Origin of the sequence: Pedobacter sp. BG31 (genome assembly GCF_042464845.1) — a bacterium.
Taxonomy (GTDB): domain Bacteria; phylum Bacteroidota; class Bacteroidia; order Sphingobacteriales; family Sphingobacteriaceae; genus Pedobacter; species Pedobacter suwonensis.
In genome coordinates this window covers 1-15,729 of the sequence record NZ_JBHNZK010000032.1, presented here as the reverse complement: position 1 = coordinate 15,729, position 15,729 = coordinate 1, and the positions used below count along the sequence as shown (strand labels likewise).

10 protein-coding genes are annotated in these 15,729 nt (G+C 40.9%); 1 reads left to right on the top strand and 9 read right to left on the bottom strand.

The features are described from left to right. Positions 1-178: 178 nt before the first annotated feature. From ACFE6N_RS22715 to surE, 6 genes are all read right to left on the bottom strand, one after another. Complete coding sequence (locus ACFE6N_RS22715) at positions 179-1,837, bottom strand: RagB/SusD family nutrient uptake outer membrane protein (RefSeq protein WP_134204128.1); 1,659 nt, start codon at positions 1,835-1,837, stop codon at positions 179-181. Positions 1,838-1,848: 11 nt separating this feature from the next. After that, on the bottom strand, positions 1,849-4,884 hold the full coding sequence (locus tag ACFE6N_RS22710; protein WP_378940129.1) for a SusC/RagA family TonB-linked outer membrane protein: 3,036 nt from the start codon (positions 4,882-4,884) through the stop codon (positions 1,849-1,851). Positions 4,885-5,229: 345 nt separating this feature from the next. Further along, the gene (locus ACFE6N_RS22705; protein WP_134204130.1) at positions 5,230-6,234 is read right to left on the bottom strand and encodes a LacI family DNA-binding transcriptional regulator; all 1,005 of its coding nucleotides are present in this window, start codon (positions 6,232-6,234) and stop codon (positions 5,230-5,232) included. 265 nt (positions 6,235-6,499) lie between these two features. Further along, positions 6,500-7,603: a lipid-A-disaccharide synthase gene (gene lpxB / locus ACFE6N_RS22700; RefSeq protein ID WP_378940128.1), complete on the bottom strand. Its 1,104-nt coding sequence runs from the start codon at positions 7,601-7,603 to the stop codon at positions 6,500-6,502. Positions 7,604-7,774: 171 nt separating this feature from the next. Beyond that, positions 7,775-8,044, bottom strand: coding sequence for a stationary phase survival protein SurE (locus tag ACFE6N_RS22695; RefSeq protein ID WP_378940127.1), 270 nt, complete (start codon positions 8,042-8,044; stop codon positions 7,775-7,777). A gap of 8 nt (positions 8,045-8,052) precedes the next feature. After that, complete coding sequence (surE, locus tag ACFE6N_RS22690) at positions 8,053-8,892, bottom strand: 5'/3'-nucleotidase SurE (RefSeq protein WP_378940126.1); 840 nt, start codon at positions 8,890-8,892, stop codon at positions 8,053-8,055. Positions 8,893-9,113: 221 nt separating this feature from the next. On the opposite strand from surE, the gene ACFE6N_RS22685 reads away from it, so the two are divergent. Then, a complete protein-coding gene (locus tag ACFE6N_RS22685; protein ID WP_378940125.1) occupies positions 9,114-12,047 on the top strand; it encodes a M16 family metallopeptidase in 2,934 nt (977 codons plus the stop codon). A gap of 544 nt (positions 12,048-12,591) precedes the next feature. On the opposite strand, the gene ACFE6N_RS22680 is transcribed toward ACFE6N_RS22685, so the two are convergent. The 3 genes from ACFE6N_RS22680 to ACFE6N_RS22670 all read right to left on the bottom strand — a co-directional run bounded on the left by ACFE6N_RS22680 (position 12,592) and on the right by ACFE6N_RS22670 (position 15,569). After that, the gene (locus ACFE6N_RS22680) at positions 12,592-13,512 is read right to left on the bottom strand and encodes an IS3 family transposase (RefSeq protein WP_378940124.1); all 921 of its coding nucleotides are present in this window, start codon (positions 13,510-13,512) and stop codon (positions 12,592-12,594) included. Next, entirely contained in the window at positions 13,512-13,979 is a 468-nt protein-coding gene (locus ACFE6N_RS22675; protein WP_378940123.1) for a helix-turn-helix domain-containing protein, read from the bottom strand. The genes ACFE6N_RS22680 and ACFE6N_RS22675 overlap by 1 nt, the downstream gene beginning before the upstream one ends. 237 nt (positions 13,980-14,216) lie before the next feature. Next, entirely contained in the window at positions 14,217-15,569 is a 1,353-nt protein-coding gene (locus tag ACFE6N_RS22670) for a RagB/SusD family nutrient uptake outer membrane protein (protein WP_378940122.1), read from the bottom strand. Positions 15,570-15,729 lie beyond the last annotated feature (160 nt).

The window sequence follows — 15,729 nt, the reverse complement described above, 5'->3', positions numbered from 1 at the left end:
GTAAAACGATTTAGCAATCCAATATTAATAAAAAAACAAACAGCTTTTACTGTTTAATTATGTAACATATATGTTGCATATTTTCCGGATAAGAAACTATTCCATCATTTTTTCATAAAATAAAAAGCCGCATCATAGTTTGATTTATGATGCGGCTTTTTTTAACCTAAATTATTTATTAATTGTAACCTGGGTTTTGTGCCAGGTTTTCATTAAGCGTACGCTGAACCTGAGGAATTGGAAACAGATTTCTGAATGTTGCAGAAGGGGTATGATCCCACCAGCTGGCTGTAGTGAATTTACCAAACCTGATTAGGTCATTTCTTCTAAAACCTTCAAAAATAAATTCCCTTCCTCTTTCAGATAAAAGTTCATCTAGGGTTAATGTTGCTGGTGTGTAAGCCCTAGTTGCCCAATCTGCGTCTTTAAATGCTCTCTTTTTACAATCATTAATTAATTGTACAGCTTCAGCAGTAGCTACCCCACCATTTTTACGCATAATCGCTTCAGCCTTGGCAAAGTATATCCATGTCAAACGGTAAATATTCCAATCTGTGTTATTGTAATTTGGATCGATAGGTACTGTCACTCCATTTACAACGCCAGCAACCTGATTACCTAATTTATATTTGTTAAAACGAACGCCACTGTTTTCTTCACCTTCGCTCATATTAGATACGGTAGATCCGATTTTATTTTTACGGATGTTATCTACAAAAACGATCTGTTGACCATCATATTCGTTTCCGCCTCTGGCAAGCGCTGGTTGACCATTATCAAATCTAAACATTGGGCCTTCCAATAACCAACCTCTTTTTCTTAGATCGGCATCTTCATAATTAGTAAATACTCCGGGAACTACTACGACACCATCATTTCCATTCCGAGAGCCGCCATAGATTTGATCTTGCTGGAAATGATAAAACTCACTTGTCCAGGAAGGTTGAAAAGAAGCTTTTTGGAATTCATAAGCAATTGAAAAGATTACCTCCTTAGATAAATCGTTACTTGGTTTAAACTGATCAACAATATTCGGGTCTAGCTGCATTGTACCATTTTGGGCACCACCATCACCTGAAATTAATTTATTTGCCGCTGCGATACAATCATCCCATCTAGCTGTGCCTGTCCAAATCTCGGCATTAAGATAAAGTTCAACTAACATGGCATAACCACCAGCTTGGCTCATCCTACCGATCATGTTCCTTGATAATTTTGGTGCTTTATCAATATTTTCTTTAATTTCCTTTTCGATAAAGGCAAAAACTTGTGCACGTGGTAAGGTGGTAGGTTTTGCAGGTATCCCCACTTGTGTAACCACAGGAATGTTACCAAAAAGATCCATCAGCTTAAGGTAGTGAAAAGCCCTAAACAACTTTAGTTCTGCGATATATGCATCTTTCTCTGCTTGAGTAATGCCCATCTGTACCAGACTACGTTTTTCAAGATTTCCTATTGGATCATTACATAGGCCCATCCCCCAATACATAAGTGACCAGGCATTATTTAAAGGCACGTCACCACTTAACCAGTTGTGGTAATGTAATCGTTTCCATTTACCATCGTCTTCTCCATGGCGTCCTTTCGTGGGCCATGCAAGCTGATCTGCCGATAATTCGGCAGGGCGCCACCAGCCATCCTGACCAGAAGGAGTAACCCAAGCATTGGCGTGGGTATATGGTCTTAAAACGGCTGAAAGTACCTCATTTTTATTATTATAGAAGTTATCACTAACCAATTCACTATACACTGTTTCATCCAATTTTGTACATCCATTTATTAAGAAAACAGAAGTTATTAAAACGGATGCCAAAATAATTTTTTTATAATTTTTCATCTTGTTCAATATTAAAATCCAAAGTTCACGCCGAATAGGAATTGTCTGGTCGCCGGATACGGGCTTCTTGTATCAATACCCAAGCTTCTTCCGTTTATCTCCTGCCCCATTCCTACGTCTTGAATATAATCTGGATCATTTCCAGTATAAGAGGTGAATGTTACCAGGTTCTGTCCGGTTGCATATATTCTTAAATTTCTGAAAGACTTAGAGTTTAATTTGAAAGTATAACCCAGGGTAATTTCGTCAATTTTCAAGAAATCACCTTTTTCCAGATAGTAATCGGCATACATATAAGTATCCTTTATTTCAGCATACTTTGTGAACGCACTATTTAAAAGATTGGTGGTCGCTCCATTTTTATTTCCATAAGAAATTGCAGTAGTATTTAACACATCAAAATCTAGTTTACTTCTTAGGAAAACCCTTAAATCGAAATTTTTATAGGTAAAGCTATTTGTTAATGATAGATAGTATTTGGGGATTGCATTACCAATTACAGCTAAATCAGTCTGATCTCTGAATGGCGAAGTATTAATGTTTTGGTTAGAAACAACCGCACCGTCTTTGGTATAGAATTGCCATTTACCGTCTGGCGTAAATCCAGCAAACCGCTTGCCCCAGAACTCGCCAATGTTACGTCCTTCGTAAGTTCTGAATGCATTACCTAAAGCTCCAAAACCTCCTATAGAACCAAACTCTTTCATATCTCTTCTATACTCATCATTGGAATAACTATCTAACTTATTATCTGTTGTACTTCCGGCAAAATCAATTCTCCACGTAAAATCACGTTTTTTAATTGCAGAATAGCTTAGCGTCAACTCGATACCTTTTGCAGATACTGTTCCAACATTAGTGTAAATTGATGATTGAATAAAAGGAGGTTGGGGAGACGTATAGGTATCCAAAAGATCCTTTGTTACCCGCTTATATAGGTCGATGGATCCAGTAAGCTTGTTATTCAACACGGTAAAATCAATCCCGATGTTGGTTTCTCTTTTACGTTCCCATCTCAAATTTGGATTAGGGTTTCTGCTTGGCCCATATGTTTGCTGATATTCTCCTGTCGGGAACAAATATATTCCACCTGGACCAAGAGTTACCAATGATGCATAATTGGCAAACCCTGAGTTGCCAGTTTCTCCGTAACCAACTCTAAGCTTCAAGTTATTTACAAACTTTACATTCTTCATAAAGTCTTCTTGGGTGATATTCCAACCACCAGAAATTGCGGGGAAAGTTGCCCATTTATTATTCGCACCAAATCTGGATGATCCTTCCCTTCTGATAATTGCCTGAGCAAAATACTTGTCGCCAAGGGCATAATTAATTCTTCCGAAAAGTGCAATAAGTGTGTTGTCGTTTTTAAAGCTACCCAATCCAACTGTATTCACCTTAATTGGCACACTTCCTAAGTTATTATCTTCAAAAAGATCGTTCACATAACCACGGTTATTTGCATTGAAGCCCTCATTCACTTCGTAACGATAGCTATAACCACCAATTGCCGATATCTTATGCTTGCCAAATAACTTTGTATACTCTAAAGTCGGTTCTATGTTAAAATTTTGATTAAGTTCTGTTACCCGTGATGCATAACCTCCGTTAGGAGCATCGTTATTTTCTACCGAGTTTTGACTTGCTCTATCACGATATTCGCTCCATATCCTGGAGTCGCGTTGTACAGCGCCAAAAACAGATGCTTTAAGATCTTTAATTATCTCCAATTCCAGTTTACCATCTGCCGAAGTAGTCTGTTGCTGAACCCCATAACGTTCCTGCTCTAATCTAGCTAGCTCATTCGTAATAGTTCTGGTAAATTGATAAGTGCCGTCAGGATTATAGTAAGATTCTGTTGGATTTTTAGTCAATACATTTTCCCATCCGCCACCACCTAATAAATTGGCTTTATTAAAATTGGTCGCTAAATTGAACTGCGCACTTAGTTTATTTTGAAATCCTCTTTGGGTTAAACTTAAACGGGCACCATATTCTTTTCTACTGTTTTCTTTGGCAAAGCCTTGCAGTTCACGGTAGTTAACACTTGCCCGGTAATTCGAATTCTCGCCCCCACCTGACACAGCGAGATTGTGATTGTTTGATAAGTTGTTTTTATTAATCAGATCTTGAAAATAATCAAAATCGCCCCCTTTATCTGAAACCTTATATTCACCACTGGCAATCCGAGCTCTCCATTGCTCGGCAGTCATAAAGTCCGGTCTTTTTACTAAACTTTCATGTCTTACATAAGCATTGTAATTGAATACAGAAGGTCCTTTTTTACCCTTTTTTGTTGTAACGATGATTACACCAGCATTTGCTCTTGTACCATATATAGCAGCGCCTGAACCATCTTTTAATACACTGAAAGATTCAATATCATCCTGTTGAAGCAAATCCAGATTACCACCGGGGATTCCATCGATAATAATTAAAGGACTTGAGGTACCAGTAATAGTAGTTACACCACGTAGTTGGATACCAACACCACTATTTGGGTTACTACTATTTCTAGAAATTTGCAGACCAGCTACTTTACCAACCAGTAAGTCAAGCGGATTACGAGATCCGCTCTGCCTGAATTGTGTGGTATCCACTTTCGCAATTGCTGAGGTTATTTCTTTTTCTTTAAGTGTACCATATCCCACCACGACTACATCATCAAGCTTTGTATCAGAAGATACTACTAATTTTATATTTAAGGTGGTTTGATCCGCTATCTTGATGTTTTGCGTAACATAGCCTATATAGCTAATCCTGATTAGATCACCCACATTCGCCTCTATATTAAATTTTCCGCTACCATCAGTTACAGCACCCTTACCTGATGTGATATTTTTAATACCCACGCCCGGTACTGGCTGATTGTTTTCATCGACAATTGTTCCGGAAACAACTTTCCTTACCGAAACATGCTTTGCCAGCCGGCGCTCGCCCGATCGCCCTCCTTCGACTCCCGATTTTGTGTTCATTGAAAATGCAGGACTATTCAGCAATACAATTGCAGCCGACAGCCCCGTAATTTTAAGTAAATTAATTTTCATCAACGGTTTTGTTAAATTATTATAAAAGATTAGTTATTTTTTTTCCTGGTATTGGTTTATCTGGGTTAAAATGACCGCGCGAAACAAATTGCCGGACATTTTAGGATGTAATATGATTTAAGGTGTTGGATTTGGTGACGACATAAACGAATGAAACAAGCCATTTTACTTTCTAGCTTCGGTAAAGCCGGTTAAAATTTTGTAAGGAGCTGCTGTAATTTTCATGAAAATTTAATTGGTTAGCCTAAAACGATTTAGCACACCAATAATAGGGATTATTAATTGAAATAAAACGATTTAGTATGTAAAAAAAATATTACACCTTAACCGAGAAGCATTTTTCAATTAATCCCTTAGTACCAGGCGGGTGGGGATAATCAGTTCTTCAGCAGGCAATTTGCCTTTCGATGAAAGGCGGTTTAAAATCAGTTTAATAATGGCTTCAGCTATTTCTTCCAAAGGTTGCTGGATGGCTGATATGCGGGGAGTATGCAGTTCAAAAGCTTCATGGTCATCGTAGGCAATTACGGCAAAATCATCGCCTATTTTTTTATCAATCTGCTTAAGCGCTTTTAAGCCACTAATGGCCAGATAATTGGTTACAAACAATACGGCATCCACCTTTTTGCTCTCCAATAATGATTTAATCTGTACGATGGTTTCGTTTTCTTCCTGGTTAAAATGGATTTTTAATACCAGGTCATCGTCATAAGCAATTCCGTTATCTTCCAGTGCTTTTTTGTAGCCATCGTGGCGTTCTGTAATCTGCGCTACATTGATATCGGTGGTTACCAAAGCAATGTTCTTTTTGCCCTGATCAATAAAACTCTGTATGGATTGGTAAGAGGCGTTAAAATGATCGGCACCCACATAACTGGTGTCAACATCGGGCAAATTTCTGTCGAAAAAGATTACCGGGTTACCGTCATCCAGCAGCATCTGAACATCTTCTTCTATCCCTTTTATCGGGGAGATGATATAGGCATCAACTTTTCGCGATTTGAACAGGTTGATCAGTTCCTTTGCTTTATCAACATTGTTTTCTGTACTGGAATAAATAATTTTATAACCTCTTTTATAGGCTTTATCCTCAATTAACCTGGCAATCCTCGAAAAAAAGGAATTGGAAATATCTTCGATAATCAGGCCAATGATGTTAGAATTGCCCGTTCTTAAACTCCTGGCAATCTGGTTGGGTTTGTAACCGCTTTCTTCGATAATTTTCTTTACCTTCTCAATTACCGCTTCGCTGATCGACTTCTCTTTGGCTTTACCATTGATGATGAAGGAAACGGTGGTAATGGATACGTTTGCTTTTACGGCTATATCTTTGATAGAAAGCGATTTCATTTGGTTGGAATTTCTGTAAGTTAATTAATTCAAAGCTAAATAAAAAATGCAGCTTTTAAGTTTTTGCCATTTATAAAGGCGCAATTTAACATTTTTTGTATTAATCGTCTCAGAAACGTTTATTAATAATCCAGGTTCTATCTATTATATACGCTAAAAAAAAATAAACTATCCAGTAGCCTGAATAATTTCTTAGGGCAGGTAACCCGGTATCGCCGCGGCCGGCTTTTCCCTTAAGTTCCGCGCCAATTTTGGTCAGCACTCCTTATTTCAGATAACCGGTAATCAATCCGGCCGTTTTTGCCGAAGCACCCGGTTTCCCCATCAGTAAAAGCAGTTCGTCATAATGTTTTAACATCGCCTCCCGTTCTGCTCCTGCTATAATCAAATCAAGTTCGGCTTTTACTTTTTGTGTGTTGCAATCTTCCTGGATCAGTTCGGTAACGATTTTTTTGTTTACGATCAGGTTCACCAATGAGATGAACTTAATTTTAACCAATAGCCGTGCAATGGCTATAGAAATGGTACCGCCTTTATAAACCACTACCTGCGGCACTTTAAATAAAGCGGTTTCCAGCGTTGCCGTACCCGAGGCAACAATTGCAGCATGCGCATGGTGCAATAGGTTATAGGTTTGGTTAAAAAGCAGTTTTACTTTTTCATCTCCGGTAAACTGCCGGTAATAGGCTTCGGTAAAGTTTGGGGCAGCAGCAATGGCAAATATATAATCCGGGTAATGTGCGGTAATGCTTAGCATTACCGGCAATAAACGCTCTATTTCCTGCCTCCTGCTGCCAGGCAACAGGGCTATAATTTTTTCATCTCCAAGCTGGTGCCCGTTGCGAAAATCCCGATCTGGTGTAAACTGCGCAATTTCATCCAATAAGGGGTTGCCTACATAATCTACCTTCATGCCCCATTCTTTATAAAAATCCACTTCAAAAGGCAGGATGCAGAACATATGGTCAACAACCTTTTTAATTTTCAGTACCCGTTTCTGGTTCCAGGCCCAAACCTTGGGCGAGATATAATAACATACTTTTATGCCATTGGCTTTTGCAAATTCGGCTATTTTTAAGTTAAAACCCGGAAAATCGATCAAAATCAACACCTCAGGTTTCCATCTCATTATATCTTCCTTACACGCCTTCAGGTTTTTAAAAATGGTACGCAGATTTAAAACAACCTCGGTAAAACCCATAAAAGCCATATCGGCATAGTGTTTAACCAGTCCTCCCCCTTCGGCTTCCATTTTATCGCCGCCAAAATACCTGAACACCGCTTCGCCATCCTCCGCTTTTAGGGCTTTCATTAAATTGGCACCATGTAAATCGCCTGAGGCTTCGCCGGCTACGAGGTAGTATTTCATGTTTATATTTTTTTAAATCGTCATTGCGAGGAGGCACTACAGCCTGTCCCGACCTTTCGGGGAAGCAATCTTTTATGCTATTATTTATTTCCCGATCTACCTTTTCTTAGAAAGATTGCTTCACCCAGCCCGCAATTCTCTCCTTCAGTTCGCAATGACCACCGTTTCTATCTAAAAAACTTTATACGCAAAAAACACAAAAGCGCACAAAAAAGTGGCAGCCAATATGCCCCTGCCAATGTTTTCTTTATTGTATTTAAAAAATGTTTGCATGGTATAAGCGTTTACCGCAATACCACCAATATACAACAGATCGGCTTTGGCCAATGATGCCACCTGGTGGATAACATACCAGGCAATAGCACAGCACATGGCCGGTACCAGTAAACCAATGCCCAGGCCAATCCACACTGAATTATTCAATTTTCTTAAGCGTTCCATTATTGCAGCTAACCTAAATTTAGGCCATCGGGTGCACTCACCTTGCTGCCTGCAGCTTTCGAATCACGGCCACCTATAAAGTCCCAACTGTTTAAGGCCTGTATGGCATGGTGTGCCGTTAAATCAAACTGCACCGGCACAACCGAAACATAACCATGCTCCAATGCCCAAACATCGGTATCTTCTCCTTTATCAAAATTTTCGAAAACACCGGTCAGCCAATAGTACGGCCGTTTGTAAGGGTCTGTCCGCTCATCAAACTCTTCCATCCATTTGGCATTGGCCTGGCGGCAAACCTTAACACCCTTTAAGTGTTCACCCTTCGGAAAATTCACATTTAAAAGGGTACCTGCCGGCAAACCGTTGGCCAGAACCTGCTCACAGATATTTTTAATGTATTTTTTGGTATGGCTAAAATCGGCATCGGCCGCAAAATCATCGAGCGAGAAACCAATGGAAGGAATTTTTTCTATCGCCCCCTCTACCGCTGCAGACATCGTGCCCGAGTACAGCACATTAATGGAATTATTTAAACCGTGGTTAATGCCCGAAACACATAAATCGGGTTTTTTGCCCTTAAAAATCTTGTTTACGGCAAGTTTAACACAATCAACCGGGGTGCCGCTGCATTTGTACATCTCTACCCCACCGTAAAGGTCAACCTTATCAAAACGGATCGGTTTGCCTATGGTAATGGCATGCCCCATTCCGCTCTGCGGGCTATCGGGCGCCACCACCACCACATTGCCCAGTTCCTGCATTACTTCCATCAGGTTTTTTATTCCTGTAGCGGTAATCCCGTCGTCATTTACCACTAAAATAGTTGGTTTTGTGCCGTGTTTTGTCATGCCGGTAAAAATACAGATTATAATTTCAAGGCACAATAAACCAGCATCGATATGCCAAAATCATTTATTCCTGACTTTTTAGTTTAGAAATCAAAATTATTTCTTTCCCTGCAATAAAGCCATTATATTTGAGCAAATAACTTATTAAAAATGAATGCTGTATTTAACCCCGGCGTAAAGCCTCAAATACTTATTCATTGTCATAAACCAAAAACAAATCAATGAAATTTAAATTATTTACTTTGGCTTGTTTTCTCATTACGGGTGCAGCGGCCATGGCGCAAACCACCTACCAATGGAAAACAGGAACCTCTGGCGGTTACAATTACAAATATGTAACCAACGATCCGACCAAAACCCGTTTTTACACCTTAAAAAACGGTTTAACGGTTATCCTATCTCAAAACAACAAAGAGCCCAATATTACCTACAAAATGGCAGTAAGGGCGGGCAGTAATACCGATCCGCGTACCAATACCGGACTGGCCCACTACCTGGAGCACCTGTTGTTTAAAGGAACCGATAAGTTTGGTACCTTAAATTATGCCAAAGAGAAACCGCTTTTAGATAAAATCGAAGCCCTTTACGAAACCTATACCAAAACCACCGATCCGGCCAAACGTAAAGAAATTTACAAGGAAATTGATAAAACCTCGGGCGAGGCCTCCAATTATTCTATCGCCAATGAGTACGATAAAATGATGAAATCCATCGGCAGTAACTCTACCAATGCACATACCTCGGTAGAAGAAACCGTTTACGAGGAAGACCTTCCATCAAACGCCATTGATAAATTCCTGGCTGTACAGGCAGAACGTTTCCGCGCACCGGTTTTCCGTATCTTCCATACCGAGCTGGAAGCCGTTTACGAAGAAAAAAACATCGGTATGGATAACGATGGCCGTAAAATGTACGAGAAAATGCTGTATGCCCTTTTTCCAACCCACAACTACGGGCAACAAACCACCATTGGTACCATTGAGCATTTAAAAAACCCTTCATTGGTCGAAATCAGAAAATATTACAACAAATATTATGTGCCCAACAACATGGCGCTGATTATGAGCGGTGATATCAATTACGATCAGCTGATCAAAAAAATCGACAAAGATTTTGCCTACATGGTTCCTAAACCGCTTGCCCTTTACAACCCGGCGCCAGAGAAACCTTTAACACAGGTACAAAAGGTTGATATTTATGGCCCAAGTGCCGAAAACCTGTACATTGCCTACAGGGGTTTTGCCCAAAATACCCGCCAGAGTTTACTGCTGGATCTGATCGGAAGCATCTTATCAAACGGCAAAGCAGGTTTAATGGATATCAACATCAACAAACAACAAAAAATGTTGCGTGCAGGTGCGGGTTACAACTCCATGAAAGATTATGGCATGTTCATTTTATCGGGGTCGCCAAAAGCCGGACAAAGTTTGGAAGAGGCACAAAAATTATTGTTAGAGCAGGTAGAACTGCTTAAAAAAGGCGAGTTTGACGAAAGCCTGATCAAAGCTACCGTAGCCAATATCAAATTTGCCGAATTACAGGGTTTTGATAATAACGATGTACGTGCCAACGCCACCATGAATGCCTTTATCTTAAACCGCGGTACCGAGTGGGATAAAATGCTCGCCTCAACCGATGATATGGGCAAAGTAACCAAAAAAGAGATTGTAGATTTTGCCAATAAATTTTTCATCAATAACTATGTAGTGGTTTTAAAACACAAAGGTGAAGATAAAAGCATCATCAAGGTAGAAAAACCGGCCATTACAGCAGTAAAAACCAATACAAACGAAGTTTCGCCATTTACCAAAAGCATTATTGATGCGCCGGTAAAACCTATTGCCCCTAAGTTTTTAGATTACAGCAAAGACCTTAATTTTGGTAAAGCCGGTATTGCTGATGTAATTGCCATCCAAAACACCGAAAACGGTATTTTCCGCATGAGTTACCGTTTCGATATGGGTGCTTACAACTACAAATTGTTGCCTTACGCAGCGCAATACTTATCATTCCTCAGTACCGATAAATATTCGGCCGAAGAGATCAGCAAGGCCTTTTATAACATTGCCTGCAGCTACAGCCTTAACGTAGGTAATGATGTAACCACGGTTTCCATTACCGGTTTACAGGAAAATTTCGATAAAGCAGTAGCTTTGGTTGAAGATGTGCTTGCCCATTGCAAACCAAACGAAAAAGCACTTGAAGATTTAAAAGGCCGCTTGTTAAAATCGAGAGAGAATGCCAAACTGAATAAATCTTCCATCCTGGGCGGTTTAATGAGTTATGCACAATATGGTGCCGATAATCCTTTTAATTATGGCTTAACCAATGATGAGATCAAAAACATGAAATCGGCTGATCTGATTTACCTGTTGCATAACCTTACCAATTACAAACACACCATTACCTATTACGGCCCTAAAACGCTAACGGCATTTTCTGCTGATATTGTAAAGGCACACCCTTTGGCCAAAGAATTTACTGATGCCGCGCCGATCAAAAAATTTGCCTATACCAAAACTGATTCGAACAAGGTTTACTTTGCCGATTACGATATGGTACAGGCCGAAATCCGCTGGATACGCAACAGCGGTTTGTACGATCCGGCCAATGCCGCTAAAATTGCTTTGTTCAACAATTATTTTGGTGGTGGCATGGGGTCAATTGTATTCCAAACCATCCGCGAATCCAAAGCGCTGGCTTACTCTACCTTTGCGGTATATTCATCGCCAAACAGTAAAGATAAAGAGAATACCATTGTGGCTTACGTAGGTACACAGGCCGATAAAATGAACGAGGCGGTAGCCGGCATGAACGATCTGTTAATCACCTTACCAGAGTCTGATAAATCATTCGCCCTATCGAAAGCCAACTCTTTAAACGGCATCGAAACCAGCCGCATCACTAAAGATGATATTATTGCCAGCTACCTGGCCGATAAAAAATTAGGTTTCGATCACGATTCGCGCATTGATGAGTACGCCAACCTTAAACCGCTTACTTTTGCCGATATCAAATCGTTCCACCAGAGCAACCTTTCGGGCAAACCTTACAACTATTGTATCGTAGCTTCCGAAAAGAAAATCAACATGGCCGATGTAGCCAAATTTGGCCCGGTAACCAAATTAACCTTAGAACAGATTTTCGGATACTAAGAAGGTTGAAGGTAAAAAGGTTGAGGGTTGAAGGTAAAACCCAAAGCTGAAAAACAAAAAAGCGGTTCCCGGAAACGGGGATCGCTTTTTTGTTGGGCTTTTTGTTAACAAAAATTTGTTATAATTATTATGCGGCCCCCGTTGTACTGTTCTCCATTATCTTAACCGGGAGATCTATTCTTTGCTAATTTAAATAACGTAAGTACACGCCAATGCACTAAAGTGAGCCGTGCCAACCGTAGCGGGCAGGGCAAAAGCAGGCACAGGCCGGCAGCCTGCTTTGGGGCAACATAACCAGAAATACCCTAAATATTTACCCTAAAAAAACCCATTGTTTACCTTTTAGGTAAGCAATGGGTAACCAATAGGTAACCAATAGGTAAACAATAGGTAACCAAAGGGTAAAGAATAGGTAAGCAAAGGGTAACCAAGGGGTAAGCCTGGTACCAGTGTCCTATACTGTCCTATACTGGAATAAGTTTACAGTAAAAAGTCTTATTACTGATTTGTGTTTACTATCGAATTTGTTTTTACTGTGTTGGGTTTACAATGTTATGTTTTCTTCCTGATACTTGTTTACATGGGTTTGATTTATTTTATTTTGATTTACTTTTTGCCCATTGTGTGTATTTTCTGGTGTTAGGTAGTTGCAACTTGCATGTAGCCTTAGGTTATTATATTTATAGATTGCATGGTCTATTGCTGCACTGGCTTGGCTATGTGACTTAAAGGTCTGGTAGAGATCAAATTCTGTTTTAAGTATTCCATTGACCCGCTCAGCGATGGCATTATCATAAGGGCTACCCGTCTGGGTCATACTGATTCTGATTTTCTTTTTTTTGAGTTGTCCAACATAATCATCACAACAATACTGCGTTCCCCTGTCAGAATGGTGTATCAATTTGCTTTCTGGATATAGTCTGGACAGTACCGCCTTATCAAGTGCTTTTAGGCAACCCGAAGCTTTCAGGTTTGTGGATAGATAATGGCCAACTATCTTTCTTGAGTATGCATCTGTAATTAGGGACAGATAGGTAAAACCGCTCATCGTAGTGATGTAGGTAATATCGCTCACCCATATTTCTTCCGGCCGTTCCGCGTGCCTGCGCTGCACCAGATCTGGATGTATCCGGTATCTGTGAAATGAATTGGTTGTTACCGCATACCGTTTTCCAGTCTTTATTAGCATACCATTTTCACGGACAAGTTCAAATACAGCATCTCTGCCCATAGCTATCCCTAAGGTCTGTAAGAACCCATTATTGAGTTCTTTATAAAGCTTAATGCAACCTGTTTTTGGCAGATCATTTCTGATCTCTTTTATTCTTTGAAGTACGATGTGTTCCTGAAAGGACTGAAGTTCTGATCTTTTAACATGGTTGTACCAGGCCTGTCTGGTATAGCCAAATACCCGGCAGAGATTATCAATACTGTAATATCGGCGTGTTCCGCGTAGTTCCGCCATCACTTGGTAGCAGCTTTTTTTTTAAGATCAGTGTTATACTCATGGTTGGCCATCGCAATAACTTTTTCAAGTGCGGCAATCTTCAGCTCTGCAAGCGCTAATTTTTTCTCAAGTGCTCGTTGATCTGCGGAACTGTTGGCGCATAGTTCCTGCTCAGGTGGGTGTTGATCCATAGTGGCGATCTGGTTTTCTTTGTACCAATTTACGAAACGATATACGGATTTTTCGGCAAGTCCATATTTTTTCTCAATTTGCGATTGGCTGAACGATCCATCCAGATATTCTAATGCAACCTGGATTCGGAAACTATCAGAATGGATAGATTCACGACCACCCTTACCTTTAAGTGCTTTTGCTCTTATCATAATGTTTTTTCCTTTTGAAAAACTTTCTATGTAAACTTTTTTTAGGAAGGGACAAAACAACAGGTAAAGCAGGAGTAAAGCAGGGGTAAACAAACCCGGCATTTTTATTCATAAAATCTGGTTATCCATCAGTGTTACTGATCCGGCAACTTGATAGCTTACCAGGTACATCGAGGATACCTGGGGCAGCATGTTATTCCGTTTTTCCGTCATCCGATGGCTATCGTCATCCCCGCGCAGGCGGTGATCTTAAAGCCCTTTGCTAAAGCATTAAGGTTCCCCATTAAATGGGAAATGACGATGTATCGACGTCAGTATTTTTGTTATAGATTCTTTGTTTTACCGCTCGTTCTGGGGCATACCGGTTAGGGCAATAATATCTTCAGGCAGCGGCAGCGCATACCTTTTATCATTGGGCGTTAAGGTGTAAACCGTTCCTGCTATGCTGCGTTTCAGCACAATATTACCACCTTCGGCATTTAAACGTTTAACATCCATCCACCGCAACCCCCGCATCACCAGTTCCTTTCTTCTTTCGCTTAGCACCATGTTCAGTGCGGTAGCTTTGTCGCTGGCCACCAATGGCACAAATGTTCCGGTTTTAAACCTGGCCACCAAAAGTTTGTTCAGCGTTTGCATACCCAGCGCTGTTTTGCCGTTCCTTACCTGGCACTCGGCAAGGGTAATGTACATTTCATCAGCAGCCAGGCCAAAGAAAAGTGCGGGCTGGAAATAGGTGCCTTTAAAATAAGAAGCGCCACCGCTCTGCAAATAAAATACCTGCTTTCTTAAATCATCAGCCTGGTAGGCCTGCAAAAGCTCAGGCACAATTTTCGCCCTGGTGTTGGTTAATATGGTTGGCGGTGGAGAAAACGTGCTAAAAAGCACTTCAGGGTTAAAAAGTGCCACCGGATAAGAGGCTGCCACATTGAGTTGGTTATAATCCAAAAGCGTAGCATTGATGCGCAGGCAGGAATCGGCATAATTTTCGGCTGCCTGGTAATCGCCCATGTATAAAAAGGTACGCGCCAATAGCCCGTAGGCCACTGCCTTTGATGGCCTCGTGGCACTTAAGGCTTTTACGGGCAAAAGTGGTACCGCAGCTTTCAGATCGCTTAGTACTTTTTGGTACCCCTCCTGTACGGTAGCCCGGGTAGAGGGCGTATTAAAATCGGCACCGGGCCGCAGTGGGATACCGAGGTCTGTTGGTGAAGAAACCTGGTAAGCCTTTGCCCAAAGGCCCAGCCCCTGCAAAAAGCATTTGGCCCGGTACACCAGTGCCTGCCCCTTTACATCGTTATATCTGGTATCCCTGGTTATGGTTGAGGCTTCTAACCCCTCCAGTACGGCATTACAGGCATATACCGCTTTGTACAGGTATGCCCAATCGTTGCTGCCCGGCTCGAAAATGTTATCCTTTTGCCAGCTGTACATCCTGCGTTCATATTCGCCCGGCAGCGCGGCAAGGTCGGCATCAGTAAGGTAGTAATCATCGGCCGATATTTCTGCCGACACCAGATCTTTAGCAGTCAGCACACCGAAATTATCCATCAGTGCCTGAAAATCGGTCAGTGTGGAGGGGATCACCAGGCGCTGATCGGGTTTTTCATCTAAAAGTTTTTGGCAACCTAAAATTGCATTGGCAAAAACAGCTAGTAACAGCCAAAATCCAAAAATATTTCTCTTTTTCATATCCATCAATTTTAAAGGCCCGCCCTTAAGCCGAAAGCCAGGGTTTGCCCAGGGGGTAAGTTAAAGCTACTGGTTACATACTCAGGGTCCAGGTGGTGTTTGTTGGCCCGGTAAATAATGCCAACATTGGCCAGGTTGGCAAATACGTTTAATGTTTTTA